The organism is Undibacterium sp. YM2, assembly GCF_009937975.1.
Lineage (GTDB): Bacteria > Pseudomonadota > Gammaproteobacteria > Burkholderiales > Burkholderiaceae_D > Undibacterium.
The window spans coordinates 411167-434608 of the sequence record NZ_AP018441.1; the positions used below are offsets into that span (position 1 = coordinate 411167).

Annotated in this window: 24 protein-coding genes; 6 read left to right on the top strand and 18 right to left on the bottom strand. The window is 52.7% G+C overall.

Features of this window, described 5'->3' with window-relative positions:
- Positions 1-56 precede the first annotated feature (56 nt).
- Positions 57-1898 carry a DUF4214 domain-containing protein gene (locus tag UNDYM_RS01930; protein ID WP_162039524.1) on the top strand — a complete coding sequence of 614 codons (1842 nt, stop codon included), beginning with the start codon at positions 57-59 and terminating at the stop codon, positions 1896-1898.
- A 202-nt stretch (positions 1899-2100) separates the two neighbouring features.
- The gene (locus UNDYM_RS01935) at positions 2101-3579 is read left to right on the top strand and encodes a serine hydrolase domain-containing protein (protein ID WP_162039525.1); all 1479 of its coding nucleotides are present in this window, start codon (positions 2101-2103) and stop codon (positions 3577-3579) included.
- 77 nt (positions 3580-3656) lie between these two features.
- Here the strand turns inward: UNDYM_RS01935 and UNDYM_RS01940 are convergent, their stop codons facing one another.
- Positions 3657-4640, bottom strand: a complete 984-nt coding sequence (locus tag UNDYM_RS01940) for an alpha/beta fold hydrolase (protein WP_162039526.1) — start codon at positions 4638-4640, stop codon at positions 3657-3659.
- A gap of 158 nt (positions 4641-4798) precedes the next feature.
- Here UNDYM_RS01940 and UNDYM_RS01945 point away from each other — a divergent pair, with 158 nt between their 5' ends.
- Positions 4799-5680 carry a helix-turn-helix domain-containing protein gene (locus tag UNDYM_RS01945; protein ID WP_162039527.1) on the top strand — a complete coding sequence of 294 codons (882 nt, stop codon included), beginning with the start codon at positions 4799-4801 and terminating at the stop codon, positions 5678-5680.
- A gap of 67 nt (positions 5681-5747) precedes the next feature.
- Positions 5748-6089 carry a hypothetical protein gene (locus UNDYM_RS01950; protein ID WP_162039528.1) on the top strand — a complete coding sequence of 114 codons (342 nt, stop codon included), beginning with the start codon at positions 5748-5750 and terminating at the stop codon, positions 6087-6089.
- A gap of 164 nt (positions 6090-6253) precedes the next feature.
- On the opposite strand, the gene lipA is transcribed toward UNDYM_RS01950, so the two are convergent.
- The 5 genes from lipA to UNDYM_RS01975 all read right to left on the bottom strand — a co-directional run bounded on the left by lipA (position 6254) and on the right by UNDYM_RS01975 (position 10037).
- On the bottom strand, positions 6254-7222 hold the full coding sequence (gene lipA, locus UNDYM_RS01955) for a lipoyl synthase (protein WP_162039529.1): 969 nt from the start codon (positions 7220-7222) through the stop codon (positions 6254-6256).
- A 22-nt stretch (positions 7223-7244) separates the two neighbouring features.
- Positions 7245-7910 carry a lipoyl(octanoyl) transferase LipB gene (gene lipB / locus UNDYM_RS01960; RefSeq protein ID WP_162039530.1) on the bottom strand — a complete coding sequence of 222 codons (666 nt, stop codon included), beginning with the start codon at positions 7908-7910 and terminating at the stop codon, positions 7245-7247.
- Positions 7911-8162: 252 nt separating this feature from the next.
- A complete protein-coding gene (locus UNDYM_RS01965; RefSeq protein WP_197740970.1) occupies positions 8163-9062 on the bottom strand; it encodes a PhzF family phenazine biosynthesis protein in 900 nt (299 codons plus the stop codon).
- A gap of 76 nt (positions 9063-9138) precedes the next feature.
- Positions 9139-9693: a cysteine hydrolase family protein gene (locus UNDYM_RS01970; protein ID WP_162039531.1), complete on the bottom strand. Its 555-nt coding sequence runs from the start codon at positions 9691-9693 to the stop codon at positions 9139-9141.
- A 26-nt stretch (positions 9694-9719) separates the two neighbouring features.
- The gene (locus tag UNDYM_RS01975) at positions 9720-10037 is read right to left on the bottom strand and encodes a DUF2917 domain-containing protein (RefSeq protein WP_162039532.1); all 318 of its coding nucleotides are present in this window, start codon (positions 10035-10037) and stop codon (positions 9720-9722) included.
- 226 nt (positions 10038-10263) lie between these two features.
- On the opposite strand from UNDYM_RS01975, the gene gcvA reads away from it, so the two are divergent.
- Complete coding sequence (gene gcvA, locus UNDYM_RS01980) at positions 10264-11181, top strand: transcriptional regulator GcvA (protein ID WP_162039533.1); 918 nt, start codon at positions 10264-10266, stop codon at positions 11179-11181.
- Between the two features lie 41 nt (positions 11182-11222).
- Here gcvA and UNDYM_RS01985 read toward each other — a convergent pair whose 3' ends face one another.
- Together UNDYM_RS01985 and UNDYM_RS01990 are read right to left on the bottom strand one after the other, a co-directional pair.
- A complete protein-coding gene (locus tag UNDYM_RS01985; protein ID WP_162044411.1) occupies positions 11223-11516 on the bottom strand; it encodes a DUF493 family protein in 294 nt (97 codons plus the stop codon).
- A gap of 92 nt (positions 11517-11608) precedes the next feature.
- Positions 11609-12568, bottom strand: a complete 960-nt coding sequence (locus UNDYM_RS01990; protein ID WP_162039534.1) for a LysR family transcriptional regulator — start codon at positions 12566-12568, stop codon at positions 11609-11611.
- Positions 12569-12671: 103 nt separating this feature from the next.
- Between UNDYM_RS01990 and UNDYM_RS01995 the strand changes: the two genes are divergently transcribed.
- Positions 12672-13343, top strand: a complete 672-nt coding sequence (locus UNDYM_RS01995) for an NADPH-dependent F420 reductase (protein ID WP_162039535.1) — start codon at positions 12672-12674, stop codon at positions 13341-13343.
- Positions 13344-13481: 138 nt separating this feature from the next.
- Here the strand turns inward: UNDYM_RS01995 and UNDYM_RS02000 are convergent, their stop codons facing one another.
- The 10 genes from UNDYM_RS02000 to UNDYM_RS02045 all read right to left on the bottom strand — a co-directional run bounded on the left by UNDYM_RS02000 (position 13482) and on the right by UNDYM_RS02045 (position 23442).
- Positions 13482-14330, bottom strand: coding sequence for a D-amino acid aminotransferase (locus tag UNDYM_RS02000; RefSeq protein WP_162039536.1), 849 nt, complete (start codon positions 14328-14330; stop codon positions 13482-13484).
- Between the two features lie 133 nt (positions 14331-14463).
- Positions 14464-15612, bottom strand: coding sequence for a D-alanyl-D-alanine carboxypeptidase family protein (locus UNDYM_RS02005; RefSeq protein ID WP_162039537.1), 1149 nt, complete (start codon positions 15610-15612; stop codon positions 14464-14466).
- Between the two features lie 100 nt (positions 15613-15712).
- Positions 15713-16351, bottom strand: a complete 639-nt coding sequence (locus UNDYM_RS02010) for an alpha/beta hydrolase (RefSeq protein WP_162039538.1) — start codon at positions 16349-16351, stop codon at positions 15713-15715.
- A 13-nt stretch (positions 16352-16364) separates the two neighbouring features.
- The gene (locus UNDYM_RS02015) at positions 16365-16682 is read right to left on the bottom strand and encodes a ferredoxin (RefSeq protein WP_162039539.1); all 318 of its coding nucleotides are present in this window, start codon (positions 16680-16682) and stop codon (positions 16365-16367) included.
- Between the two features lie 87 nt (positions 16683-16769).
- Positions 16770-17945: a VanZ family protein gene (locus UNDYM_RS02020; RefSeq protein ID WP_162039540.1), complete on the bottom strand. Its 1176-nt coding sequence runs from the start codon at positions 17943-17945 to the stop codon at positions 16770-16772.
- A 42-nt stretch (positions 17946-17987) separates the two neighbouring features.
- Complete coding sequence (locus UNDYM_RS02025; RefSeq protein WP_162039541.1) at positions 17988-18641, bottom strand: ABC-type transport auxiliary lipoprotein family protein; 654 nt, start codon at positions 18639-18641, stop codon at positions 17988-17990.
- A gap of 10 nt (positions 18642-18651) precedes the next feature.
- Positions 18652-19593, bottom strand: a complete 942-nt coding sequence (locus UNDYM_RS02030; protein ID WP_162039542.1) for an MlaD family protein — start codon at positions 19591-19593, stop codon at positions 18652-18654.
- 3 nt (positions 19594-19596) lie between these two features.
- Positions 19597-20388, bottom strand: a complete 792-nt coding sequence (locus tag UNDYM_RS02035; protein ID WP_162039543.1) for an ABC transporter ATP-binding protein — start codon at positions 20386-20388, stop codon at positions 19597-19599.
- Positions 20388-21512: an ABC transporter permease gene (locus tag UNDYM_RS02040; RefSeq protein ID WP_162039544.1), complete on the bottom strand. Its 1125-nt coding sequence runs from the start codon at positions 21510-21512 to the stop codon at positions 20388-20390. The genes UNDYM_RS02035 and UNDYM_RS02040 overlap by 1 nt, the downstream gene beginning before the upstream one ends.
- A gap of 85 nt (positions 21513-21597) precedes the next feature.
- Positions 21598-23442 (bottom strand): phosphoethanolamine transferase, encoded by a 1845-nt coding sequence (locus UNDYM_RS02045; protein WP_370529428.1) that lies wholly within the window; start codon positions 23440-23442, stop codon positions 21598-21600.

Here is a 23442-nt window from a genome sequence, read left to right on the forward strand (position 1 = left end):
CTTACAGCGCGTAGATATCAATCATTTTTACATCCTCACTTTCTAAGGCATCTTTCATGGCAACAGCTAGCGATATCCAAAACCTTTACATCGCTTATTTCAATCGCCCGGCGGATGTCGCGGGTCTGGCATATTGGCAAACCACCCCATTTAGTCTTTTACAAATTGCGCAAAGCTTTTCTCAACAGGCTGAATATGCGAGGTCTTTCTCAGCTTATTCGACTAAACAAACAGTCAATGCTTTGTATGGCAACCTGTTTAATCACGCTGCTGACTCTGCAGGTTTGGCATACTGGACCGCTCAGATTGATAGTGGCGCAGTCAGTATTGGTGCTGCAGCGATTGCTATTCTGGGCGGTGCAACGGGTTCAGATTTGAGTACTATACAGGCAAAGAATATGGCTGCCACCGCATATACTGTATCGATGACAAACGATGCACAAGCGCAGGCTGCATACAGCCCGGCAAACGGATCATTTATATTTGCCAAAACCTGGCTTGCCGCTGTAGTGGACGCATCGACAGCAAATGCAGTGGTGAATGGTTTGTCTGCCACTATTAATAGTTATAAAACGACAGGTGGTGACACGGTAAATGTGAGTGCAGGCGTACAGGCCGTCAACTTCTATAATACTACTGGCAGTGAAACTGCCGTGATTGGCGGAATAAATCAATCAGTGAATCAGGTGACACTGACGCCAGGTACATTAACAGTTAATACCTCGAATGCGAACACGGCAGGCTTGATGATCAATGGTGCAAATGCTACCGGCGGTGTACACATTAATCTTACAGATTCAGGGAAAGCTACTTTGTCTGCTGCTGCCTTGAATGGTGTGGATACCATCAACCTTTTTGCTGGTGCAGGCGAGGTACTTACTTTGAATCCAAATGCACCTTTGTCTATCAATCAAGCGGCTGCATCGGCAACATTGATTGTCAACACTGCTCAAAAGGTGAAAGTAAATCAGGCATCAACGACGGATATTACTCTGGGCGGGATTGCTCATTACACCGTCTCAGAAGGCACGACTGGGGCTATCATCGCCAATGGCACAGGAGGTTCGTTGACGGTGATTGGCGGCACCAGTAGCCATAGTATTACCAGTTCGGTCGCTACCACCATTTTTTCTACTTCTGCTACTGGCGGCTATCACGAGGACATCTTGGCCGGTACCGGAAACTTTACAGTGCTGGGTGTGGGATATCAAACGATGAACTTAATTGATGGCGGCTTGAACGGTTCATTGAATGTTACTACGGCAGGCAGTAATCTTGTTGGGTATTTTGAAGGAAGTAAAACGACAGGCGCTGTGACATTTACACTAGGTGGTACTGGTATGTGTAACATTTACACTAACTCTAACCATATAACAACGATCAATGGAGTTAATGGTGTAAATAATTTTGTTACTGCATCTGGTAATGGGGTTATGACTTATAACGCTGCTGCGACTGGTAATACTTTACTGTACTCCAATGGAACAAATTTCACGAGCATTAATTTATCTGCTACTGGTAACGGCAACGATGACATCCATTTAAATTATGGTGGCGACATAAGTCTCGGAAAGATCACTACCGGGCTGACCACAATAACAAACTTCAAGGCTTCAGGTGCAGACAAGATACATTGGGGAGCATCAGCGACTTCGTTGAATACTATCAATATAGGTGCATCTGATTTTACAAGTTTGGCGGCGAATATCCAGTCTGGTGCAGGCACTTTGACGAGCAGCGATGGTAAAGCATTTATTGTAAACGTGGCGACTGGTGCTGCAGCTGGCACTTATCTTTACGAACACGTCAATTCATCAAGCCTTGTAGCCAGCAATGACTTTATTGTCAAACTGGTTGGTGCGGGTGCCATAGTTGCCAGCGATCTGATGGGGTATTAATTTTTGGGTACTCAGCCACCATACATCTTATTCGCAATCTATTTTATAAGACTTCTAGTGATATGCAACTATTTCATATTGCTTGAGTCGAATGGCCTGGTGCTTGAGACTGAAGTGAGCAGATCACATTTGTTTTCTAAAGATATTCTCCTGATTACTGCTTACCTACCTCAGTTGCATATTTTTTTGAAAGCAGATTTCAATGACAAAACTGATTGCCTCACTTTGCGTAGTCTGTAGTTTGATAGGAGCGACAGTCGCTACTAATACTGCAAATGCCAGTGACACGTCCACAAAATCTCTACCCTCCGAGACAGAAATCAAACAGCAAATCGAGAGCTACATCAAAAGCGAAATGCAGGAGCGCCGCATCCCCGGCATGCAACTGGCTGTGGTCAGGAGTGGCAAGATTGTTTTGTTGAAGTCTTATGGCCTTGCCGAGATACCCAATGCGGTGGCTGTGAATGACCAGAATGTGTTTTCCATTAACTCTGCGACCAAGTCGTTTACTGGCGTTGCCATCATGCAGTTGGTGGAGGAGGGCAAGCTGGATTTGTCGGCGCCGGTGTCGCGGTATCTGGATGGTTTGCCTGTGGCCTGGCAGGCGGTGACAGTGCGGCAGCTGCTTACTCATACTTCGGGCATTCCTGACATTATCAGCAGCAAGATACCATCGCTGGCGACGCCGCAAGAGGTGGATGCGGCGTGGGCGGCGATACAGACCTGGCCTATGGAATTCAAGACGGGTGAGCGTTACCGCTACAACCAGACCAATTATATTTTGCTGGGCAAGATCATCGATCGTTTGAGCGGTATGCCGTTTATTGAATTTTTCCAGAAGCGGCAGTTTGCTGTGGCGGGTATGCGCAGCGTGGGCTTTGGTGAGTCGCGCGATGTGATACCGCACAAGGCGGTGTCGTACAGGTATGAGGAACCGGGTGGCAGCTTGCGGCATATCGTTGAGACCTATCCGCCATTCTTGCGCACGGGTGCGGGTATGAATAGCAGTGCTGAGGATGTGGCGAACTGGCTCATCGCCCTGCAGCAAGGCAAGCTGATTTCTGCTGCGGGTTTGAGGCAACTCTGGACACCGGGTACTTTCAATAACGGGAAGCCGACTGTGTGGGCACTGGGCTGGCCAGTGATGCGTCAGGGTGAGTATGCTGCGGTGGCTGGCGTGGGTGGTGCGCGTTCGGCGTTTTATGTGTATCCCGGCCATGATCTTGCCATCGTCACGCTGACCAATCTGGCGGGCGCTGATCCGCAGGGCATGATCGATGATATCGCTGGCTTTTATTTGCCAGGTTTAAGAAAAGCGCATGGCGGCGCTTATGCTGCACATCTTTTGCGTGAGCAGATTGCGCAGGATGGTTATGCGGGGCTGGCGGCGAAATTGAACAAGATCAAAATCGATAAGGGTTTGCCTGATCCTTCTGAAGATGATTTCAACTCCTGGGGTTATCGTTTGCTGAGCAAGAAGATGGCTGATCAGGCGGTGACGGTGTTTGGTCTTGGCGTACAGATTTATCCCAACAGTGCAAACTTGCATGACAGTCTGGCGGAGGTGTATGAATTTCAGGCGGACAAGCTGGCGGCTTTGAAGCATTACCGTTTGTCACTGGGCTTGGATGCGCAGAATTCGCATGCGGCGGAGCGGATTGCGGCGCTGGGTGGGAAATGAATGGGAAGTGAATGTTCCTGTCTGTTGACAGCTAGATGAGCTAGCTGTCAACACTGCCATGCAGCTTGATGTGCTGGTCACACTCCCCACAAGCGGCGTGCTTCTTCCGCAATCACATCTGGATATTCTTCCTGAAAAAATAGCTTCCCTTCTGGTATCACGCGTATGCCGCGTGATTGTGGAAATAACCGGTCAAGATAATTTGCATCAGCCATGGAAAACAGGGTGTCGCTGCCGCCCCATACTATCCTGACGGGAATGTTGCTGCGCTTGAGTGTTGCTTCTATGCCCGCCAAGGGGTTGGGTTCCAGTGCCAAGTGAAAGTCGTGGTATTGCTGACGGCGCAGTGCTGAGCTGACCAGCGGCGTGACGTAACAGGCGATATTGTCGGCAGTCAGTATTGCCGGGTTGTGGAAGACGGCAGCACCAAAGGTGGCGCGTGCCAGAGCGTTGTCGCTCAGCCATTTGGCGGTTTCGTCAGCCAGGGTGCCAGCGCGAGCCATCTTGATGGCTGGCTGCACGCCTGCTGGTGGGCTGTCTGGCTCTACATCGCAGTTTGTCAGCAACATGCTGCGCACGCGTTCTGGATAGCGTGCGGCAAACAGTTGTGCCACTGCGCCACCACTGTCGCTGGCGATGATATCGACCGCTACTATCTTTAAGTGATTGAGCAGGCTGATCAACATGTCCAGCTGTGCATCAGCCGTCAGTGATTGCTGTGCTGGAACCTGGGTATAACCCAGGCCCATGAAGTCGGGCGCGATGCAGCGGCGGTAAGGTGAGAGCAGGTCTATCGCACCACGCCACTGGAAACCATTCAGTGGAGCGCCGTGCAAGAACAGGGCGGCGTCACCCCGACCTCGTTCGACATAAGCGATTTTACCGAATGGCAGGTTGGCAAAACGACGCATGGCGTGAAATGCTGCGGCATCTGTCGCTGGCTGCTGTATATCTGGTTCTTTGGATAGTGCCTGGGCTGGCATCAGCATTGTGGCGCTGAGGTTGCCAACGATGGTAACGATGACTGCGGGGCTGAGTTGCAAGAAAAGCCGTCTCTTCATTTTTATCTCCAGATGGGATTTATTCGTGAACCGTAACAATGAAGACGATGCTAGCAACATCATGTTGAAATGGCGCGCACAGACAGCCGGCCATGAGCACAGACGGATGATTTGCGCTACATTAATACTTCTTCAGGTATGCATACTTTGAGGGCGCGATGACCAGACCTGCATGCTATCCCCATCCATCTGCTGCGCTGCTGGGCAGTGCTGGCAGCCATGATTTGCCGCTGCTTGATGTGCTGACCTCACCTGTACCACCTGGCCTGTTCAATTCCCCTGTCGATGCACGTCATGTACTCTGCCTGCATCTTGGTGACCCTGTGCCTGTGTCTTACCGCGCCGGTAATTATGAACGCCAGGGCGTGCGCCTGCATGGGCAGTTCTGTGTCGTACCTGGCGGCTCCAGTACGCGCTGGACACTGACCCAGCCCGCCACATCTTTGTTGTTGCGCCTGTCACCACAAATCCTGAACGACACTGCTGAGTCCATGAACCTGGGCACGCAGAATACCCAGCTTGCGCCAGCCATACACATACGTGACCCACAAATAGAATGCATAGGCTGGATGATGCAGGCTGAGGATCGCGACGCTTATCCAGGCGGGCGTATTTTTGCCGACAGCCTGGCAGTCGCCCTGGCGGCCCGCCTGTTTGCCGTGCAGTCTCGCAAGCCAGCGACAGACCCGGCAACCGGTCCCGGCTTGCCAGCCTGGCGGCTGCGTCATGTCATTGATTATGTAGAGGCACATCTGGATAGTGACCTCACCCTGGCCGAACTCGCTGCCGTGGCCGGGTTCAGCCTGTCGCACTTTAAGACCTTGTTCAGACAAGCGATGGGCATGCCGGTACACTGCTATGTCATGGAACGACGCCTCAATCGTGCACGCCAGCTCATGATGGAAGGCAAGCGGAGCATGACAGACATCGCGCTGGAAACCGGCTTCGCGCACTCCAGCCACCTGGCCCGCAGCATGCGCCGTGTGCTGGGTTTGAGTCTGGCGCAAATTCGGGGAATGACGGATCATCGAACGCGATAAAATAAGCGGGGTTCTGAGTGATCAATCTTGAATCAGTTGATGCGGTATATGTGAAAGGGAGTGTCCGATGAAGTCTCTGTTTGCGGTTTTGCTGTTTCTGGTTTCACTGAATGGGTTTGCAGAAGAACCGCCAGCTCTTGTCAAAAAACTGGTCGAAGGATCTCCCTGGGTGTTTACGACAAAATACGAGAACACGGTGATACAGTTCAGGCTGACTGCTGAAGGTGAGTTTCAAAAACTGGGGCAAGACGGGGATTGGAAAAAAGTAGCTTTGTCTCAGGATGGAAATATCAACTGGCAAACGCTCAAGGGACATGAGATAAGTATCAGGCTCAACGAAGCCGGGGAACCGGTCGCAGCGCATTCCAAACATGCCTCGACTTTTAAATCACAGACTAAAAATCCCTAGAAGTTATTTTTGCTTGCCTGTTCGTTTGGGAGACAACTATCTTTTACTTTGAGAGAGTAAGAGAAGATGCAGGTGTGGGAGCTTGACTGGTTCGAGAAATTTATTTTGTCGAACCAGTCAATTCGTCAGATTTACTCATCCTTTGGCAAGGATGGAATTTTATTTCAACCTATCCCATGCGCCTGTTGATCTGCATGGTAGCTTGAACGCACCATTGCGCCTACGGCGGCATGGGCGAAGCCCATTTTGTAGGCTTCTTCTTCGTACATCTTGAACACATCCGGGTGGACATAGCGGCGTACTGGCAAGTGGTGGCCGCTTGGTGCCAGGTACTGGCCTATGGTCAGCATATCGACATTATGGGCGCGCATGTCGCGCATGACTTGCAGGACTTCTTCATCGGTTTCACCGAGGCCAACCATGATGCCGGATTTGGTTGGGGTGTTCGGGTGTTGTTCCTTGAAGCGTTTCAGCAGGTTCAGGGAATATTCATAATCAGAACCCGGGCGCGCTTCCTTGTACAAACGTGGCGCGGTTTCGAGGTTGTGGTTCATGACATCTGGTGGTGCCATGTTCAAGATTTCCAGCGCGCGGTCCATGCGGCCACGGAAATCCGGTGTCAGGATTTCTATGCGCGTCATCGGCGACAATTCGCGTACGCGGGTAATGCATTCGGCAAAGTGGGCGGCACCGCCATCGCGCAAATCATCGCGATCTACTGAAGTGATGACGACATAGCTGAGCTTCAAGGCAGCGATGGTTTTTGCCAGGTTGGCTGGTTCATCGACATCAAGCGGATCAGGGCGGCCATGGCCGACGTCGCAGAAGGGGCAACGGCGGGTGCATTTGTCACCCATGATCATGAAGGTGGCCGTGCCTTTGCCAAAGCATTCGCCTATGTTGGGACAGGAGGCTTCTTCGCAGACTGTCACCAGTTTGTTGGCGCGCAGGATATCCTTGATTTCATAGAAGCGGGTGGTCGGTGAACCGGCCTTGACGCGTATCCAGTCTGGCTTGGGCAATCTTTCCATCGGCACGATCTTGATAGGGATGCGTGCAGTCTTGTTTGCCCCTTTTTGTTTCTCGGTGGGATCGTAAGCGGCGGTGGCGACGGGTGTGTTTTCGGTTGTCATGGTATGAAGCGATGTCGAAAAATCAGGGGGCAGTCAAAAGATCTTGCAAATTCTGTGCGAGTGCATTCTGGACTTGGCTTAGCGGCACGGTCACGCCCAGGGTTTTCATGTCCACCGTGGCAAGGCCAGCATAGCCGCAGGGGTTAATCCAGGAAAACGGTGTCAAATCCATATTTACATTCAGTGATACGCCATGATAGGTGCAGCCGTTGCCGCGCACTTTCAAGCCCAGGGCGGCGACCTTGGCGCCTTGCCATTGGCCGTCGCTGACATAGATGCCAGGCGCGCCTTCCTTGCGTTCACCAGCGAGATTATACGCTGCCAGGGTGTTGATGACTGCCTGTTCTATCTTGTTGACGAATTCGCGGGCGAATAATCTTGCCTTGGGATGGCTGCGGCGCAAGTCTATTAGCAGGTAGATCACAACCTGGCCAGGGCCGTGGTAGGTGACTTCACCGCCACGGTCGGTCTGTACTACCGGGATGTCATGGGCAGCCAGCACATGTGACTGGTCAGCGCCCAGGCCCAGGGTATACACGGGCGGGTGTTCGACGATCCAGAATTCATTTTGCGTATGCTCATCGCGCGCATCAGTAAACGCGCGCATGGCGTCGAAAGTGAGCTGATAGGGCTCAATGCCGCGGTGGATGATGCGGGGTGTGACGTTGGGGGCGAGGGCAGCTTGCATAGGCTGCTAGTGTAACATTTTGTGGGGGCGAGGTCTTTGCTTGTGTAAATGCCATGTTAGAGAGATAAGTGATAAGTTTATGGTGGGGGGAGGGGATTGAGGTTGGGACATAACGTAGGTTGGGCCAGGCCTCGCTAGGCTACGCTTCACCAGCCCAACACTCGGCCTATAAATGACGTATTCGTTTATTAAAGGCCCAGTGTTGGGCTGATAACCCGTAGCCCAACCTACAAGAAATGACGACCTCGCTTATCAAATCCTGACTGCCATGGTCTTCTCGACCCTTGCTCTGCCACCCACCATGAGGCTGGGTATCTGGCCTTGTTGTATGTCAAGCTCCACCTTGATCAGGCTGGGAGAGGCGGGTTCCATGAGTACGCCTTGTTCTATTTGCAAGGTCGGGCCTTGGATGTTGTATTGGCTGTAGAGCAGGCATGCCAGTGGCCCGGCGGCGGTGCCGGTGGCGGCTTCTTCGCCTATGCCATAACGCGGGGCAAACATGCGGGTGCTGGCGGCGTGGCTGCTGTCTTGTACGTCAAGCGTAAAGGGATAGAAGCCGACCAGATCCAGCTCTTCGCTGATGTTGCCGATTTCTTCATGATCGGGCTGGATATTGGCCAAGCATTCGCGGCCTATGATGGGGATGGCAAGGAATGCATTGCCGGTATTGACGATGGTAGGCAGGCGTTCACGCAGCAAGTCATGTTCGGTCAGGCCCATGCTTTGCAAGATGCGTTCATACAGGCTGGCAAAGCCATCACTGTCATCGGCAGAAATGCTTTGGTAGCGCGGCGTGCTTTGCTGCATGAAGGCCAGCTCACCCTTGATGAGAATGTCGCGGTTACCATCTATGGTTTGCTTGCTGCACAGGCCTTCGCTGACTTTACCGAGTTCACGCAAGAGTGAAAACGTAGCAACCGTGGCATGGCCACAATGGGCAATCTGGCGGTTTGGGGTGAAGAATTCCAGCTTGTAGGTGGCGCAGTCCGAGTTTGAGACAAAGGCAGTTTCTGACAAGCCTACGGCGCGGGCGATCTGTAGTTTTTGTTCTGTCGTGTAGCTATCGGCATTTAATACTACTCCAGCCGGGTTACCACCTTCATTTTCCTGGGTAAATGCGTGAACGATATGTACTTCTATCGGCTTGCCCATGTCCATTCCTGAATTTATTGGAATGGACATTATAGGTGGCTAAGTCATGGATATGCCAGCCGGATTTCTAGAGCACTTATTTGGTATGCGCAGCAATGACGTCAGAGGTATTTTTGACGACGCAAAATTCATTGTGCAGGCTGGCGAGGTGGATGCGGTGGATTTCTTCTGCTGGTATCAGCTCACCATTGACACCAGGGCGGTCAAAGGTGGCGCAGGCATCGGCCACGAGCTCTACGCTAAAGCCGAGGTTGCCCGCCATGCGGGTGGTGGTTGATACGCAGTGGTCTGTGGTCAGGCCAGCAATAACAAGTTGCTTGATGCCCTTGGCTTGCAACCATGCTTCGAGCTCAGTGCCAATGAAGCCGCTGTTCACTTTCTTGGTGAAGATGGTTTCACCTGGCAACGGGTGTGCCAGGGCTTTGAATTCAAAGCCCTCTTGTCCGGCACGCAGGGGAGAATCTGGCTCTTGCGACTGATGCCGTACATGGATCACAGGCTGTTCTTGCTCACGCCAGTGTTGCAGCAGGGCAGCCATATATTGCTCGGCCGCCGGATTATTGCGCTGTCCCCACTTGGGATGATCAAAGCCTTGCTGTACGTCAATCAGGATTAGTGCAGTCTGTGCCATATTCGCCCCGGTGCTGCTTTTAGTGTTCAGGCAAATGCCTGGCTCAATTTACGTGTCAGTTTTTGCAGGTAGCTGGTGCCAGCCATGGTTTTTACATTGATCACGCTGGATACGGCAGACAATTCGATAACACTGGCTTGATTCTCAGCTTCGATCACGACGAATTGATTGGCTGGTATGACCATGGATTCGCCAGTGCTGAGCCAGTAATCATCCACCTGGCCAGCAACTGTCAACCAGACGCGGCCGCATGCCACTTCAATTTTACGGGCATGTTCGGCTGTGCCAGACAATGTGCCACCAGCGGCGATCATGTATGATGGGTTTGCGAAATTATTTGTCATTTCCTTACTCCTGTTTTTTTACTGCTAAAGTGGCAATGCATTCTGCTGTATAGAGAGTGATATTCACTTTGTTGCACTGCGATGAAAGCATTGTAGTCTTGCATCACAAGAAAATAAAACGAGTAATTTTTGAATGCCTTGCTAAAATAATTCACAATAAGATCGTAATAAGCTTATAACAAATTCACACTCAGCTTTCCCTCAGCTTACCTTCAGTTTATATAATATGGATTTCCGAAGACTCCCTAATCTCGCTGCCCTGCGTGCCTTTGAAGCGGCGGCGCGCCATCAGAATTTTTCCAAGGCTGCGCAAGAAATCCACCTGACCCATGGGGCGATCAGCCATCAGGTAAGGGCATTGGAAGAAGAGCTGGGCGTACCCCTGTTCATTCGCCATGGTAAGCGCATCAGCATCACGCCTGATGGCGAGCAATTTGCTGCGACCATCCGAAAAGCACTGATGGACCTGGGTGATGCTGCTGATTTGCTCAAGAAACGCAACAAGCAAAAGCGTCTGGGCATTACCTCGCTGCCATCGTTTGCGGCGCGCTGGCTGTCACCGCGCCTCGGGCGCTTTATCGAACATCACCCTGATCTGGAAGTCAGCCTGCAGTCGAGTAGTCACCTGGCTGATTACAATATGGAGTCGATAGATGTGGGCATACGCTTTGGCCTCGGTAATTACCCGGGCATGATCAGTGAATTATTGATGGGGGATTATTATTACCCTGTTGCCAGCCCGTATTATCATGGCGGGCAGTTGCCACAAACACCAGCTGAACTGGCCAGCATGCAATTATTGCGTTGTGATGGTGAACCCTGGGAGCCGTGGTTTCGCGCTGCCGGACTGGATAATGCTGAGCCGACTGGTGGTCTGGTATTCCAGGACTCATCCATGCTGGCACGTGCCGCAGTAGATGGCCAGGGTATCGCTCTTGGCAGGCATATTATTGTGCAGCCGGATATCAAGGCGGGCTTATTGCAGCGCCTGTTCAATATCGATATCCCTTGTGAAGTTGCTTATTACCTGGTCTATCCACCAGAGGCACTGGCCAAACCACAGGTCAAGGCATTCAGGGAATGGTTGCTGGCAGAAGTCGCTGAAGAGAAAAAGCAAATGGACATGTCAGGGGCTCTGACATAAGAGGTGTGCCTGACTGGCTGTGACCAGTCAGGCAAGATTGCTTACAGCACGAATTTCACCATAGGGTGAGACGACAGCGCGCGGTACAGATTATCCAGTTGCTCGCGGCTGGTGGCAAATACTGTCACCGTCACCGAGATGTAGGCACCTTTGCTGGATGGGCGCATCTCTACCTTGCCTGCATGAAAGGTCGGGTCAAACGAAGTCACGACTTCCACCATGGTCTGGGTGAAATCATCATGCATAGGTCCCATGACCTTGATGGGAAACTCACTAGGATATTCAATCAGACTTTCTTCGGGGGGATGGGTCTCATTTCCATAATGTTTCCAAATCTCAAAATAACTTAATGTCAGTATATGGGGTCTTGCTATTAAATTCCAATAGCATCGCTCGCTGCCCGCATGTCAACATGCCAGCTTTTGCTTCAGGCATGAAAGGCTGCAAGCGATGCGAAAGGCACATGCAAAGACTCGGTCTGTGCCAGTTCTTCCAGCAAAAAATCCACGGTCGCCTTGACGCGGGGCGCGATCAGGGCGCGGTGTGGATATTGCAATACCATCTGTCTATTGCCTGCTTCATGAAAAGTGCCGAGCACAATCTTGAGCTTGTTGTCGCGCAAATAACGCCATGAATGATGCACTGCCACCTGGGCAATGCCCAGACCCATGATAGCCGCCTGCACGGCAGATTCTGGCGCTGACACCGTCAGGTCAGGTTCACGCGGGTAAGGGCGATTTATCTCACCCTGCCTGAGCTTGAGGTTCCAGGTCGTCATTTTGCCATTCAAAAAACGCACGGCGATTTGCTTGTGATGATCCAGATCACTGATCTGTTGCGGCACGCCATATTGCTCAAGGTAAGAGGGCGCAGCCGCCAGTACGGTGTACAGAGGGCAGACTGCGCGCGAAATGATGCTGGAATCTTCTATCATGCCACCGCGCAAGGCCAGGTCATAACCGTCACGCACCAGGTCTATGCGATGGTCATCAAAGTCTATCGCCAGCCGCAAGCCGGGGTGGCGCAGCCGCAGTTTGGGTAACAATGGCAGCAGGTAATGCTGACCAAAGGCATTGCCTGTCGATATCCTGACTTGGCCAACCACTTCTGCATGCTGGCGGCTGACACTCTCTACTGCATGGTCAAGTGCATCTATCGCTGCGCGCGCGTTTCCCAAAAAAGTCTGGCCTTCGCTGGTCAATTGCAAAGAGCGAGTGCTGCGGTTCATGAGGCGCACGCCCAGGGTTTGCTCCAGGCCCGCCACATTTTTGCTGACCGCTGCTGCCGAAATATGCAGTGCCTTGGCCGCAGCCGCAAAACTGCCCCGGTCTGCCGCCTGTATGAAAGACAGTATGGCGGGAATACGTTGAGAGGCATCGAGCTTCATATTCGTAACCTGAAGTTGTGAGTGAAAATAAGAATAGCTGGCTTATCAATATTAATCAATGAGATCACAATCACTTCCGTCAACACATACATGGGAGTAAAAAATGCAAACAGTTACAAAAACAGTCGCAGTTCTGGGTAATGGTATCGTTGGCGTTGCCGTCGCCAAAGGCTTTGCCAGCCTCGGCTATCAAGTGATCTTTGGTACACGTAACCCTGATAGCGATAAAAGCAGGGAGGCGCTGGCAGTAGTGCCAACGGCAACGGCCAGCGGCTATGCAGATGCTGCGAAGGCCGCCGACCTGGTTTTCCTGGCCCTGCCATGGGATGGCTTATCTGAGAGCCTGGCACTGGCTGGTCCTGCCAATTTTGCTGGTAAAACCGTCATTGATGCTGTCAATCCATTACTGGATTTTGCTGCAGGCTCACCCAGGCTGGCGGTAGGCTTCAGTGATTCTGCCGGTGAGCTGGTACAAAGACTGCTGCCACAGGCGCGGGTGGTCAAGGCTTTTAATACCATCGTGTTTACGCACATGGTGCAGCCAAAATTTTCAGATGGTCAGCCGGATATGTTTATTGCCGGGAATGATGCAGGGGCCAAACAGGAAGTGACAGCCATCCTGCGTGATTTTGGCTGGCGTGGCGCGATTGACATGGGTGACATTACGGCAGCACGTTTGATTGAGCCGCTGGCGATGTTGTGGATCAGCTATGCATTCCAGCGTCAGCATTGGACGCATGGGTTTAGTTTGTTGGGGCAGGCAAAGGCGGAGTAGGCTTTTAATCGTAGGTTGGGCTACGGTTTACCAGCCCAACACTGGGCGTTTAAATAACGTATACGTTTGCAGAGGCTGAGTGTTGGGCTGATGAAGCGTAGCCCAACCTACGCCCGTGCGAAGTTTACGGCATGCAAATCAAACTGCCTTGGCCACCTGATAAGCCGCATACAACTGATGATAAACCGCACCGGGTTTGCCATCGCCTATCACCGTATCATCGAGCTTCACTACCGCCAGCACTTCCTTGGTGGCAGATGAGAGCATGACTTCATCTGCTGCAAAGACTTCTTCGCGGGTAATGCGGCGGGCTTCGAGCTTGATATTGTTGGCGGCACACAGTTCTTCTATGAGACCGTAGCGTATGCCTTCGAGTATCAGGTTGTCTTTAGGCGGGCCCATGAGGACGCCATCCTTGACTATCCAGACATTCGATGCCGATGCTTCGGTCAGGTAACCGTCGCGGAATTGTATGCTCTCTGTCACGCCGTTTTCGGCGGCGTTTTGTGCCGCCAGCACGTTACCCAGCAAGGAGATGGATTTGATCTCGCAACGCAGCCAGCGCTTGTCTTCCATGGAAACACAGGCTACCCCGTTTTCACGTGCTGTGGCTGTTGGCAGGACGATGGGGTTGGTCATGATGAAGACTGTAGGAGTGATTTCATCCTTGGGGAAGGCATGGGCGCGCTTGGCAACGCCACGGGTCACTTGCAGATAGACCATCTGGTCGTCTGCATCATGGGCTGCCATGACCTTGGCGATCAGGGCCAGCCACTCTTCCTTGCTGTGCGGGTTGGTGATGCCTATGGCAGCCAGGCTGCGGAACAGGCGTGCCAGATGCTGGTCGGCACGGAACATCTTGCGACCATACACAGGGATGACTTCATAGATACCATCACCAAAGATAAAGCCACGGTCAAGTACCGGGATTTTGGCTTCGGACAGGGGTGTCATTTCGCCATTGAGATAGACCAGGGCTTCGTTCATGATAGACAGGGCAGGTAAAAAAGTGAGGAACTTATTCTTACATGGAAAGCCGTCTTCGCTTATGCAAATACGGCATACGGGCATAGCCCGGGTTTATGTGTGAGCATCAACCCGGGCCAGTTTGCGTCAAGAGTTACTTGAACATCAGGCGTATCGAATCCCAGGCACGGCCAAAGATGCTGGCCTGGTTGACTTGTTCCAGTGCAATCACTGGTACTTCGGCAACTGCTTTGCCATCGAGCATGACTTTCATGACGCCGACCTTGCTGTTTAATGCAACAGGGGCAACCAGCGGGTCCTTGCGTTCCAGTGCCGGTTTTAGTTTGGCGGCAGAGCCTTTTGGCAATGTGATATACAGCTCACGGTCAAAACCTATCTTGACCTGAGGCTGCGTGCCTTTCCAGACTTCTGGCGTGGCAACGGCCTGGCCTTTGTCATACAGCTTCAGGGTTTCAAAGTTCAGGAAACCCCAATTCAACAGTTTCAAACTTTCCTGTGCACGTACAGAGTCACTTTCGGTGCCGATGACCACTGAGATCAGGCGGCGCTGGCCTGTGCCATTCGGGCGGTTGGCCGACGAGATCAGGCTATAGCCACCTCCAGTGGTATGGCCGGTTTTCATGCCATCGACCGTAGGGTCTAGCATCAGCAGGCGGTTGCGGTTGGGCTGGGTGATCTTGTTATAGGTATAGCTCTTGGTAGAGTAATACGTCTTGTAGAACTCAGGGTGATCAATGATCAGGCGCGCTGCCAGTGTCGACAGGTCTTGTGCCGTAGAGTAGTTGTCCTTGCTGGGCAAACCGTGCGGATTGGCAAAGCGGGTGGCTTTCAGGCCCATGCGCTCTGCTTCGCGGTTCATTTGCACGACAAAGGCTTCTTCACTACCGGCCACGGCTTCTGCCAGGGCAACGGCGGCATCATTGCCGGACTGTACGATCAGGCCATACAGCAATTCATTGATGGTGACTGGTTTGTTTGGTTCGATAAACATCTTGGAGCTGCTGCCATCGACTTTCCAGGCGCGGGTAGAGACATTGATGCTCTGGTTCAGGTCCAGCTTCTTGTCCTTGAGGGCAGAGAACACCAGGTAAGCCGTCATGATCTTGGTCAGCGAGGCTGGCTCTACGCTCATGGTAGGTTCTTGTGCGGCGATGACCTGATTGCTGGTGGCATCGAGCAAGAGCCAGGCTTTTGATGCAATGGTAGGTGAAGGCAGGGTTTGCGCGACTGCGGCTGACATGGTCAGCAGCGAAACGGCAATTGAGGCGAGGAATTTTTTCATTGATGAACTAGTAAAACAAAGGGTGACAAAAAACGAATAGTAGTGGGTTCGCCAGATGCATGGTCAGTTGTTGTCTGCATGGAATCTTGCGGTGACATCATCAGGTTTTATCCCACATGCTGATGATATGTTGTTTGATATGGTGCAGGCGGCGATGGAAGAAATGGTCTGCGCCGGGTATGACGGTCACGGGTATGTCTTGCGGGCGCAGCCAGTCCAGCACCGCAGAAAGGGGGATGGTTTCATCCAGCTCGCCATGCACCAGGATAGTGTTGGCAGGTATCGCAGGCATATCCCATTTGCCAGCGGCCGCACCGACCAGTGCCAGGCGTTCTGCGGGTTTGCCATTTTCCTGCAAACGCTGTTGCAGGCGTGCCTGCACAAAAGTACCAAAGGAAAACCCAGCCAGGGCCAGTGGCAGATCCGGGAAACGCGCGCGCATGGCCGTCAATAATAATTCCATGTCGTCAGTTTCCCCCATGCCTGCATCATGCGTACCTTCTGACTTGCCGACTCCACGAAAGTTCATGCGTACGGCGACGTAACCCAGGGCAGTGAAGGCGCGCGCCAGGGTTTGCGCGACCTTATTGTCCATGGTACCGCCATATAGCGGATGCGGATGGGCGACCAGTGCCAGGCCTATCGGGGTGGCATGGGTTTCAGTATCAGGCAGGTCCAGCGCGCATTGCAAATTGCCAGCGGCGCCCTGGAGTGAAAAGTGTTCAGTCTGGGCATTCATGATAATTGGACCCTCAGACTTTCAAACGTTCGACGATACCGCCGCCTATCAGGTCGACATCAATGATTTCATCAATATCGGATTGATCGACATAGGTGTACCAGGTTCCTTGCGGATAGACTACGAGGACAGGTCCATCGTCGCAGCGGTCAAGGCAACCTGCCTTGTTGATGCGGATTTTGCCGTGACCATTCATGTCCAGCTGTTTGATACGGCGTTTGGCATGTTCCTGGGCGGCTTGCGCACCACGGTCAGCGCAGCAAGGGCGACCGTCTTCGCGCTGGTTCAGGCAAAAAAAGACGTGTTTTTGAAAATAAAGTGCTTCAGACATAAGATATCCAGCCTGCGGTTGATACCGCCACCGGGTGATGGCGCTTGTTGCCCGCTATGATACTGCAATTGCGCAGTCAGGGGACTTTTACACCGGACGCGGCTTGCGTAATAGCGCCCAGATCGCCAGAAATGGCCAGAACAAAGACAGGAATTGGGCTGCGCCATTGAAGTTCAAAAACTTGCCCTGCACCCAGGTTTGCATGGTGGCGGCAAAGTAGGGATTGTCAGAGACCAGGTTGATGACGATCAACGATATCGTCAGCATCAATAGGGCCAGTCGTTTCTGTACATGGGATGGCGCAAAGGAAAAACCATACAGCATGATGATGCTGATCAGCAAACCACCACGTGCACCCGGCGTCAGCCAGGCAAATGCATATTCAGGCTTGAACAATAGGGCGCTGGCCAGTGCCTTGATGGTCAATGCAGCCCCCAGCAACAAAACTGACAGGATGGTCTTGGGCGCGTGGCGGTTCAGCAGACTCAGGCAAATCAGTAGTGCACCGGTACAACTGCAGGCTGTGATAATGGTTTCTGACAGCAGGTATTCTTCTGCGCTGAGTTCGAAACCCTGCAGCAAAAACGCGCTGATATCAATATCCATGTCCATCATTTCGCTCAGGGTTTGCGAAATCACGGGCAAGATCTGGCCCAGGCCAAACAGATAGGCCTGGGGATAAATCTGCGCCATGGTCCACAGACCCAGCACCAGTATTTCGCGGCTGGATTCCTTGTGCGTCCATTGCTTGCGCAGTAATTGCAGGCGGCCTTTTTCGAGTATCAATGGCGTCAGCAAGGCACCCAATATTGCACCCAGCATAGCACCTGAGGTATTCGTCAAAAAATCCAGTAAAGAGGTAACCCGGCTGGGCAAGAAGTTTTGCACTATTTCTGCCGTAGCAGATAGCAGTGCACCGGCCAGTGTTGCCAGCAAGGCAGCCCACCAGCGCCTGACCAATGGGTAAAGCGCAAACACCACCAGCATGCCAAAGGGCATATAGCCCACCACATTGATGATGGCATCAAAGCCACCCCAGTAGCGTGGCCATTGCTTGATCAGTTCAGGCAGCGCTGCCCAGCTATTGGTTTGCCAGCCGGTAAATGGGTACCAGCTCGCATAAATGATCAGAAACAGATAGGCAACCAGGCTCACCCTGGCAAACGGCGAGCTGCGCAAGGTCTGCAGTTGTTCGCTGGCTGGCGGGTTGATGGGCTCACCAACTGGTGTGTCTGGTAGTGCCTGACTGTGATCTGGCTGCATGCGCTTGGCTTTAAGGGGCAATAATAGACTTGTATTGTCAGCTTATTTTAAAGGCAAGCCCATGATCCAGGCCTGGATGTCGTTGATGCTGGCATCGGCTGCCTCGCGCATCGCTCTGGCACCACCAGGCGCATCCGCAGTTGTTGCTGTGACTTTTTGCTGGAAGCTTTTCTGTGCTATCAGCTTGTGTCCCTTGATGACAGAAGCACGCAGGCTGATCTGGGCGTTGCTCTGGCTGGTTGTCGTAAATATCTGGGAAAACTCATCGAGCTCCAGGCGTAATACCGGGAGGTTGGCGGCACCATCGGTATTTGCCAGTACATCGGCACCTTGCGCCACCAGACCGGCTTTCAGTCTTTGCGCCAGCAATTGTGCGGGCGGCATGCTCCAGCGGTGCAGGGAATAAGCCTTGAGTTGCTGCACATTGTCATATTGTAGTCTGTATAACATGGCATTGCTGTCCAGCGCCGGTGCTATGTTGATTTCCGCAATGCTGATCTGGAATTTTGCAGGGCCGGGTTGGGTGGGGGCAATCGCGGCAAACGGGCCAAAATCATATTGCTGGGACTGTTGTACTACCGGTTTGCTGCTACACGCAGATAGCAAAGCCAGTAAGGACAGGGCAAATAAGGAAAATATGGTCGCGCCAGTCTTGCTGAATTTACTGAAGTGGCAAAAAAATGCAGGGTAGCTCATGTGGATTCCTTTACTTGGGAGCGACAAAGCCAGGCTCGCCCGGGCCAGGTGCAGGGACGGGATTGCCAAACAAAAGGCTTTGCGGCCTTTCCTTGAGTGAATCCGAGAGGCGGCCAAAAGAGCGCAGGCTGGCTTTGGCGTCGCCTGCCACGCTTTGCACCTTGGGCAGGGTATCCAGAGTCAGGCTGTTGCCTACATTGTCCATGACCAGATTGAATTTTGCCAACGGGCCATCTTCGGCCTGCAGGCTGGTGGTCAGTTGATTCAGGTTGTTGCTGAGCTTGCCAACATTGCCAGACAAGTTGCGTACTTCAACCATGGTCAATTTGGCCTGGTCTGCCAGTTCAGGCAGACGCGCCAGCGTGGGTTCAAATTTGGCTGGCAACTCTTTCCATGCAGCAGAAGCCTGGCCTATATTTTCTACCGCGGTCATCAAGGATTTTTGATTGGCCGGATCGAGCATGGTATTGAGCCTGCGCGTCAGTTCTTCTGCCTGGGCCAGGATAGCCTGGCCGCGTTTTTCCAGGTTTTGCATCATGCCGGGGCGCATGGGTATGCGTGGTACCACGTCAGGCTTATGGTTGGCTACCAGCAACTGTTTGGATGTGCCTTCATCATCCAGTTGCACGAAAGCGATGCCGGTGACACCCTGGTAACCCAGCGTGGCATAAGTGGAGCTGGTGACCGGCGCATCGGGGATGATTTCCAGGCGCAGGATGATTTGCCCCGGATTATTATCATCAAAGTCGATATCCGTGACATTGCCGACCTTGATGCCCTTGTAGCGCACGGCGGCCTGTAAATTCAAACCGGACACTGCCGATGAGGTGACCACGTCATAAGGTATGCGCTTGATCTTGTCGCGTCCCAGCCAGATGGCCAATACGGTCGTGAGTGTCAGCAGGGCAATGGTGAAGAAACCTGCCATGAGCGCATGAGATCTGTTTTCCATAGCTTATATTTCCTGATGCGTTTGTGGTGGCAGTACTTCCATGGCGCGCTCGCCGCGTCCGCCAAGAAAGAAACTGCGTATGAATGGATGCTGGTAGGCCACGACTTCCCTCGGTGTTCCTATGGTAACAACATGTTTTTCTGCCAGCACGGCAATCCGGCTGGACAGGGCAAACAGACTGTCAAGGTCATGTGTCACCATGATGACGGTCAGGCGTAATTGCTGGTGCAGCGATAGTATCAGTTCGACAAAGCTGTCCGAGCGGTCAGGGTCCAGACCCGCTGTCGGTTCGTCTAAAAATAACAACTCCGGGTCCAGTGCCAGGGCACGCGCGAGGGCGATGCGCTTGATCATGCCTCCGGACAAGTCGGCGGGCATCTTGCGCGCATGTTCAAAGGCGATATCGACCATGTGCAGCTTCAGATAGACCAGGTCATTGATCAGGTCTTCCGGCAGTGTGCCCAGTTCACGCATGGGCTGGGCAACGTTGTCGAATACGCTCAGGGCAGAATACAGGGCACCATGCTGAAACAGCATGCCGGAGCGCTTGCGCAAATAATCGAGATGCCGCGCCTGCGGATCATGCAAGTCCTCACCAAATACCTTGATACTGCCACGCGCCGGTGTTTCCAGTCCCAGCATCTGCCTCATCAGCACTGTCTTGCCAGAGCCTGAGCCACCGACGATAGACAGAATCTCGCCGCGCCTGACATTGAGCTCCAACTGGTCATGCACTACGGCCCGGCCAAACTGGGTACGCAGATCGCGGATTTCTATGATGTTCTCGCCCGCCATCAGTAGCCTGCCTTGCTGAAGATGATGGCATAAATGGCATCGGCAATGATAACTACCGTGATTGCAACCACCACGGAACTGGTGGTGCCGCGTCCCAGACTCTCGGTATTGGGTTCTATGCGCAAACCATAATGACAGGCGATCAGGGCGATCAGTATGCCAAAGGTAGCGCCTTTGGACAGGCCTATCCAGAAATTGATCAGCGGCACGACTTCCGGTAATTTATAGACAAAAAATTCAGGTGACATGCCCAGCAAAGCCTGGGCCGAGATCATGCCGCCGGTCAATGCCATGATATCTGTCCAGATCACCAGTAATGGCATGGCAATGGCCAGCGCCAGCACCTTGGGCATGATGAGGCGAAAACCATGTGGTATGCCCATGACGCGCATGGCGTCGAGTTCTTCCGTCACCCGCATGACACCCAGTTGCGCTGTAATGGCAGAGCCAGAACGTCCGGCCACCAGGATTGCTGCCAGCATGGGGCCGAGTTCGCGGATGATGCTCATGCCCAGGATATTGACGATGTATAAGTCGCCACCAAAAGTGCGCAGTTGCTGGGCCGACAGATAAGACAGCACCACACCGATCAGAATACCGACCAGGGCAGTGATGCCCAACGCCTGTGCACCTGTGTGATAAATATTGGCCGACAATTCTTTCCACGGGCCCTTGATGGGATGGCGGGCAAAGCGCAGCAAATCCAGCATGAGCTGGCCAAGCAGGGCAGTGAAGCTGTATAAATGCTGAAACAGGCCGAGCACTTTTGTGCCGAGCAGCATGGTGCGCGTCAGCCTTTGCTTGGGCGGGCGCGGTACCAGGATTTTGCTGACTTCTTCCAGTCGGGCAAACAAGCCTTCATGGGCAGGCAGAATCTTGACGTGCTCAGGTCTTTGCTTGCCCCAGGCCCGCCACAGCATTTGCGCACCTATGTGGTCCAGCGTGCTGATCTGGCTTAAATCCCAGCGTATGCCGGGCTGGCTGGCAGCCTTGTTCAACTGAGCGCTGATCTCCTGCATGGTGGCGGATGATGACAGGGCATGCACCAGCCATGCACCAGCGACGATGGCGGTGGGCTGTTGCTGATGATTTAATTGCAGGGTGGGCGGGATCTCGTGAGGCATATTCCGCAAGTGTAAGTGACAAAGTGTATTTACCGCAATCGAGCATCCTCGCATTCACCGGGTATAGCAATTTAATACCCGCCGCCTATTTTTCCTGTACTAATGGCGTTTTTTTATCCATGACTTCACGGCAATCACCCTTGAGGGTGGAGTTGTCATAATTGGTCCAGCCATAACTATCGACATAACGGGTATGAGGTTTGAGCTGCTTGCTGAGTATGCTCCACTCCAGTTTTTCATCGGGGTAACGGATATTAGCCATGTCCAGCAGGCTGTGGAAAACGTTTTCTGTCGATAACTTTGCTTTCTGGTGCCGGCGCAACTGCACTATCTTGTCCGGGAAATGTTCTTGATAAGCATCTGAATACCACATGAATGCCGGGACATGGAATTCGTACTGGGTATTGTGACCATGGAAAGCCAGGTTGCAACTGCCGTCATACAAGGTCTGGCCATGGTCTGATATATAAAATAGTGAAGTGATTTGCGAACTGGTTTTCAGCTTCTGTATGACTTCTGACAGCATCCAGTCTGTGTACAAGATGGAATTGTCATAACTGTTGTTCAGCGCCTGCTTGTTTTTCAGGTCGGTATAGGCAGGATTGACGACGCCATATAAAGAAGGTTTCCAGTTATCAAAAGACTGCGGATGGCGGTGGCTGTAATTCCAGTGATTGCCCAGAGTGTGCAAAACGATGAGTTTCTTCGGCGCGGCATCTCGCATGGCATTTGCCATGGGTTCCAGCAAGACCTGGTCAAGATTGGAGCTATTGGTAAAGCCCCCCAGGTTTAAAAACTGGGTGACATCAGCTTCTTTGGCGAAGACCGAGGTTGGCGTATCGAACTGGCCAAAGCTCATCTGGTTTGACAGCCAGTAAGTCTTGAATCCGGCTTCCTTGAAGGCGGTCAGGAATGACTTTTCAGAAAAACCTGCCTTCAGGCTTTGTGCCGCCGGCTTGCGCGAGACGATGATGGGCACCGACAAACGGGTGGCAGAGACTGCAGTCACCACGTCGCTGAAACTGACCAGATTGCTTTCTTTTTTCAGCAAGGGATTGGTGTCACGCTCATAACCATTCAGGCTCCAGCGGTCAAAGCGCGAAGACTCGCCTATCACCATGATGATGGTTTGTGGTGTTGTCGGGTTGCCATCCAGATGCGCCTGGAAGCGGAAAGCCCGGCTTTTCTCTGACAGTTTGGCCAAGTAATCACGCTCTACCCAAAAATCATTGCCGCGCAAGACCAGGCCAAATGGCCAGCTCCGTATATACGTCTCTTCGTCATAAGGGATTTTGGCCCAGTGTGGCAACGGGGGCAGGTTCTTTTTGAGGCTGGCATGCCAGCGCGTCAGCATGTCTGCAGAGGCGCTGGCCGGGCTTGCCTCCGCCGCAGAGGCCGACACAGATGCAGATGCACTGGCTTCTTCCTCTTCATCTTCGTCTTTTTCCTCATCTTCCGTTGAGGCTGAAGCTGGTGTTGCTGCTGCGCTACCACTGGCTTTGCTGGCACTGGCAGTAACTGCTGCCTTGGCGACGCCTATCTGTTCACCATAAGTCCAGGTGGCAATGCCGACGATAAAAAGCAGCAAAACTGCCCAGCGTGAACGGTGTGTCCAGTCCCAGTGCGTATGGTTTTTTGCAGCACGCAGCAGGCTCCACCACCAGACGCTTACTGCAATCACTAGCAATAACAGTAGCCAGACTTTATTGCCGAGAAATTCCATTGCTTCCTTGGGGCTGGTCTCCACCATGATGCCCAGATGGTGGGTAGAGATGCCTTGTCCAAAATATAAGCGCAGGTAAACTTCAACAGGCACGGCAAAGAAGGCTGGCAGCAGCAGGTAGTGAAACCAGCGCGGTCTTTGCAGCAAGGCCCAGAAACCCAGCCAGGACACCAGCTCCATTACCAGCAGATGCCAGGGCTTTTCCAC

Excerpts from the sequence above, each read along its gene's own strand:
- UNDYM_RS01970 (WP_162039531.1), bottom strand. The coding sequence starts at position 9,693 with ATGGCACAGACTGCACTAATCCTGATTGACGTACAGCAAGGCTTTGAT.
- lipB (WP_162039530.1), bottom strand. The coding sequence starts at position 7,910 with ATGCAAGCTGCCCTCGCCCCCAACGTCACACCCCGCATCATCCACCGC.
- UNDYM_RS01965 (WP_197740970.1), bottom strand. The coding sequence starts at position 9,062 with ATGGGCAAGCCGATAGAAGTACATATCGTTCACGCATTTACCCAGGAA.
- UNDYM_RS02025 (WP_162039541.1), bottom strand. The coding sequence starts at position 18,641 with ATGAGCTACCCTGCATTTTTTTGCCACTTCAGTAAATTCAGCAAGACT.
- UNDYM_RS01930 (WP_162039524.1), top strand. The coding sequence starts at position 57 with ATGGCAACAGCTAGCGATATCCAAAACCTTTACATCGCTTATTTCAAT.
- UNDYM_RS01950 (WP_162039528.1), top strand. The coding sequence starts at position 5,748 with ATGAAGTCTCTGTTTGCGGTTTTGCTGTTTCTGGTTTCACTGAATGGG.
- UNDYM_RS01975 (WP_162039532.1), bottom strand. The coding sequence starts at position 10,037 with ATGACAAATAATTTCGCAAACCCATCATACATGATCGCCGCTGGTGGC.
- UNDYM_RS01945 (WP_162039527.1), top strand. The coding sequence starts at position 4,799 with ATGACCAGACCTGCATGCTATCCCCATCCATCTGCTGCGCTGCTGGGC.
- UNDYM_RS02040 (WP_162039544.1), bottom strand. The coding sequence starts at position 21,512 with ATGCCTCACGAGATCCCGCCCACCCTGCAATTAAATCATCAGCAACAG.
- UNDYM_RS02010 (WP_162039538.1), bottom strand. The coding sequence starts at position 16,351 with ATGAATGCCCAGACTGAACACTTTTCACTCCAGGGCGCCGCTGGCAAT.
- UNDYM_RS02005 (WP_162039537.1), bottom strand. The coding sequence starts at position 15,612 with ATGAAAAAATTCCTCGCCTCAATTGCCGTTTCGCTGCTGACCATGTCA.
- lipA (WP_162039529.1), bottom strand. The coding sequence starts at position 7,222 with ATGACAACCGAAAACACACCCGTCGCCACCGCCGCTTACGATCCCACC.
- UNDYM_RS01940 (WP_162039526.1), bottom strand. The coding sequence starts at position 4,640 with ATGAAGAGACGGCTTTTCTTGCAACTCAGCCCCGCAGTCATCGTTACC.
- UNDYM_RS02030 (WP_162039542.1), bottom strand. The coding sequence starts at position 19,593 with ATGGAAAACAGATCTCATGCGCTCATGGCAGGTTTCTTCACCATTGCC.
- gcvA (WP_162039533.1), top strand. The coding sequence starts at position 10,264 with ATGGATTTCCGAAGACTCCCTAATCTCGCTGCCCTGCGTGCCTTTGAA.
- UNDYM_RS01995 (WP_162039535.1), top strand. The coding sequence starts at position 12,672 with ATGCAAACAGTTACAAAAACAGTCGCAGTTCTGGGTAATGGTATCGTT.
- UNDYM_RS01935 (WP_162039525.1), top strand. The coding sequence starts at position 2,101 with ATGACAAAACTGATTGCCTCACTTTGCGTAGTCTGTAGTTTGATAGGA.
- UNDYM_RS02035 (WP_162039543.1), bottom strand. The coding sequence starts at position 20,388 with ATGGCGGGCGAGAACATCATAGAAATCCGCGATCTGCGTACCCAGTTT.
- UNDYM_RS02015 (WP_162039539.1), bottom strand. The coding sequence starts at position 16,682 with ATGTCTGAAGCACTTTATTTTCAAAAACACGTCTTTTTTTGCCTGAAC.
- UNDYM_RS02000 (WP_162039536.1), bottom strand. The coding sequence starts at position 14,330 with ATGAACGAAGCCCTGGTCTATCTCAATGGCGAAATGACACCCCTGTCC.
- UNDYM_RS01990 (WP_162039534.1), bottom strand. The coding sequence starts at position 12,568 with ATGAAGCTCGATGCCTCTCAACGTATTCCCGCCATACTGTCTTTCATA.
- UNDYM_RS02020 (WP_162039540.1), bottom strand. The coding sequence starts at position 17,945 with ATGCAGCCAGATCACAGTCAGGCACTACCAGACACACCAGTTGGTGAG.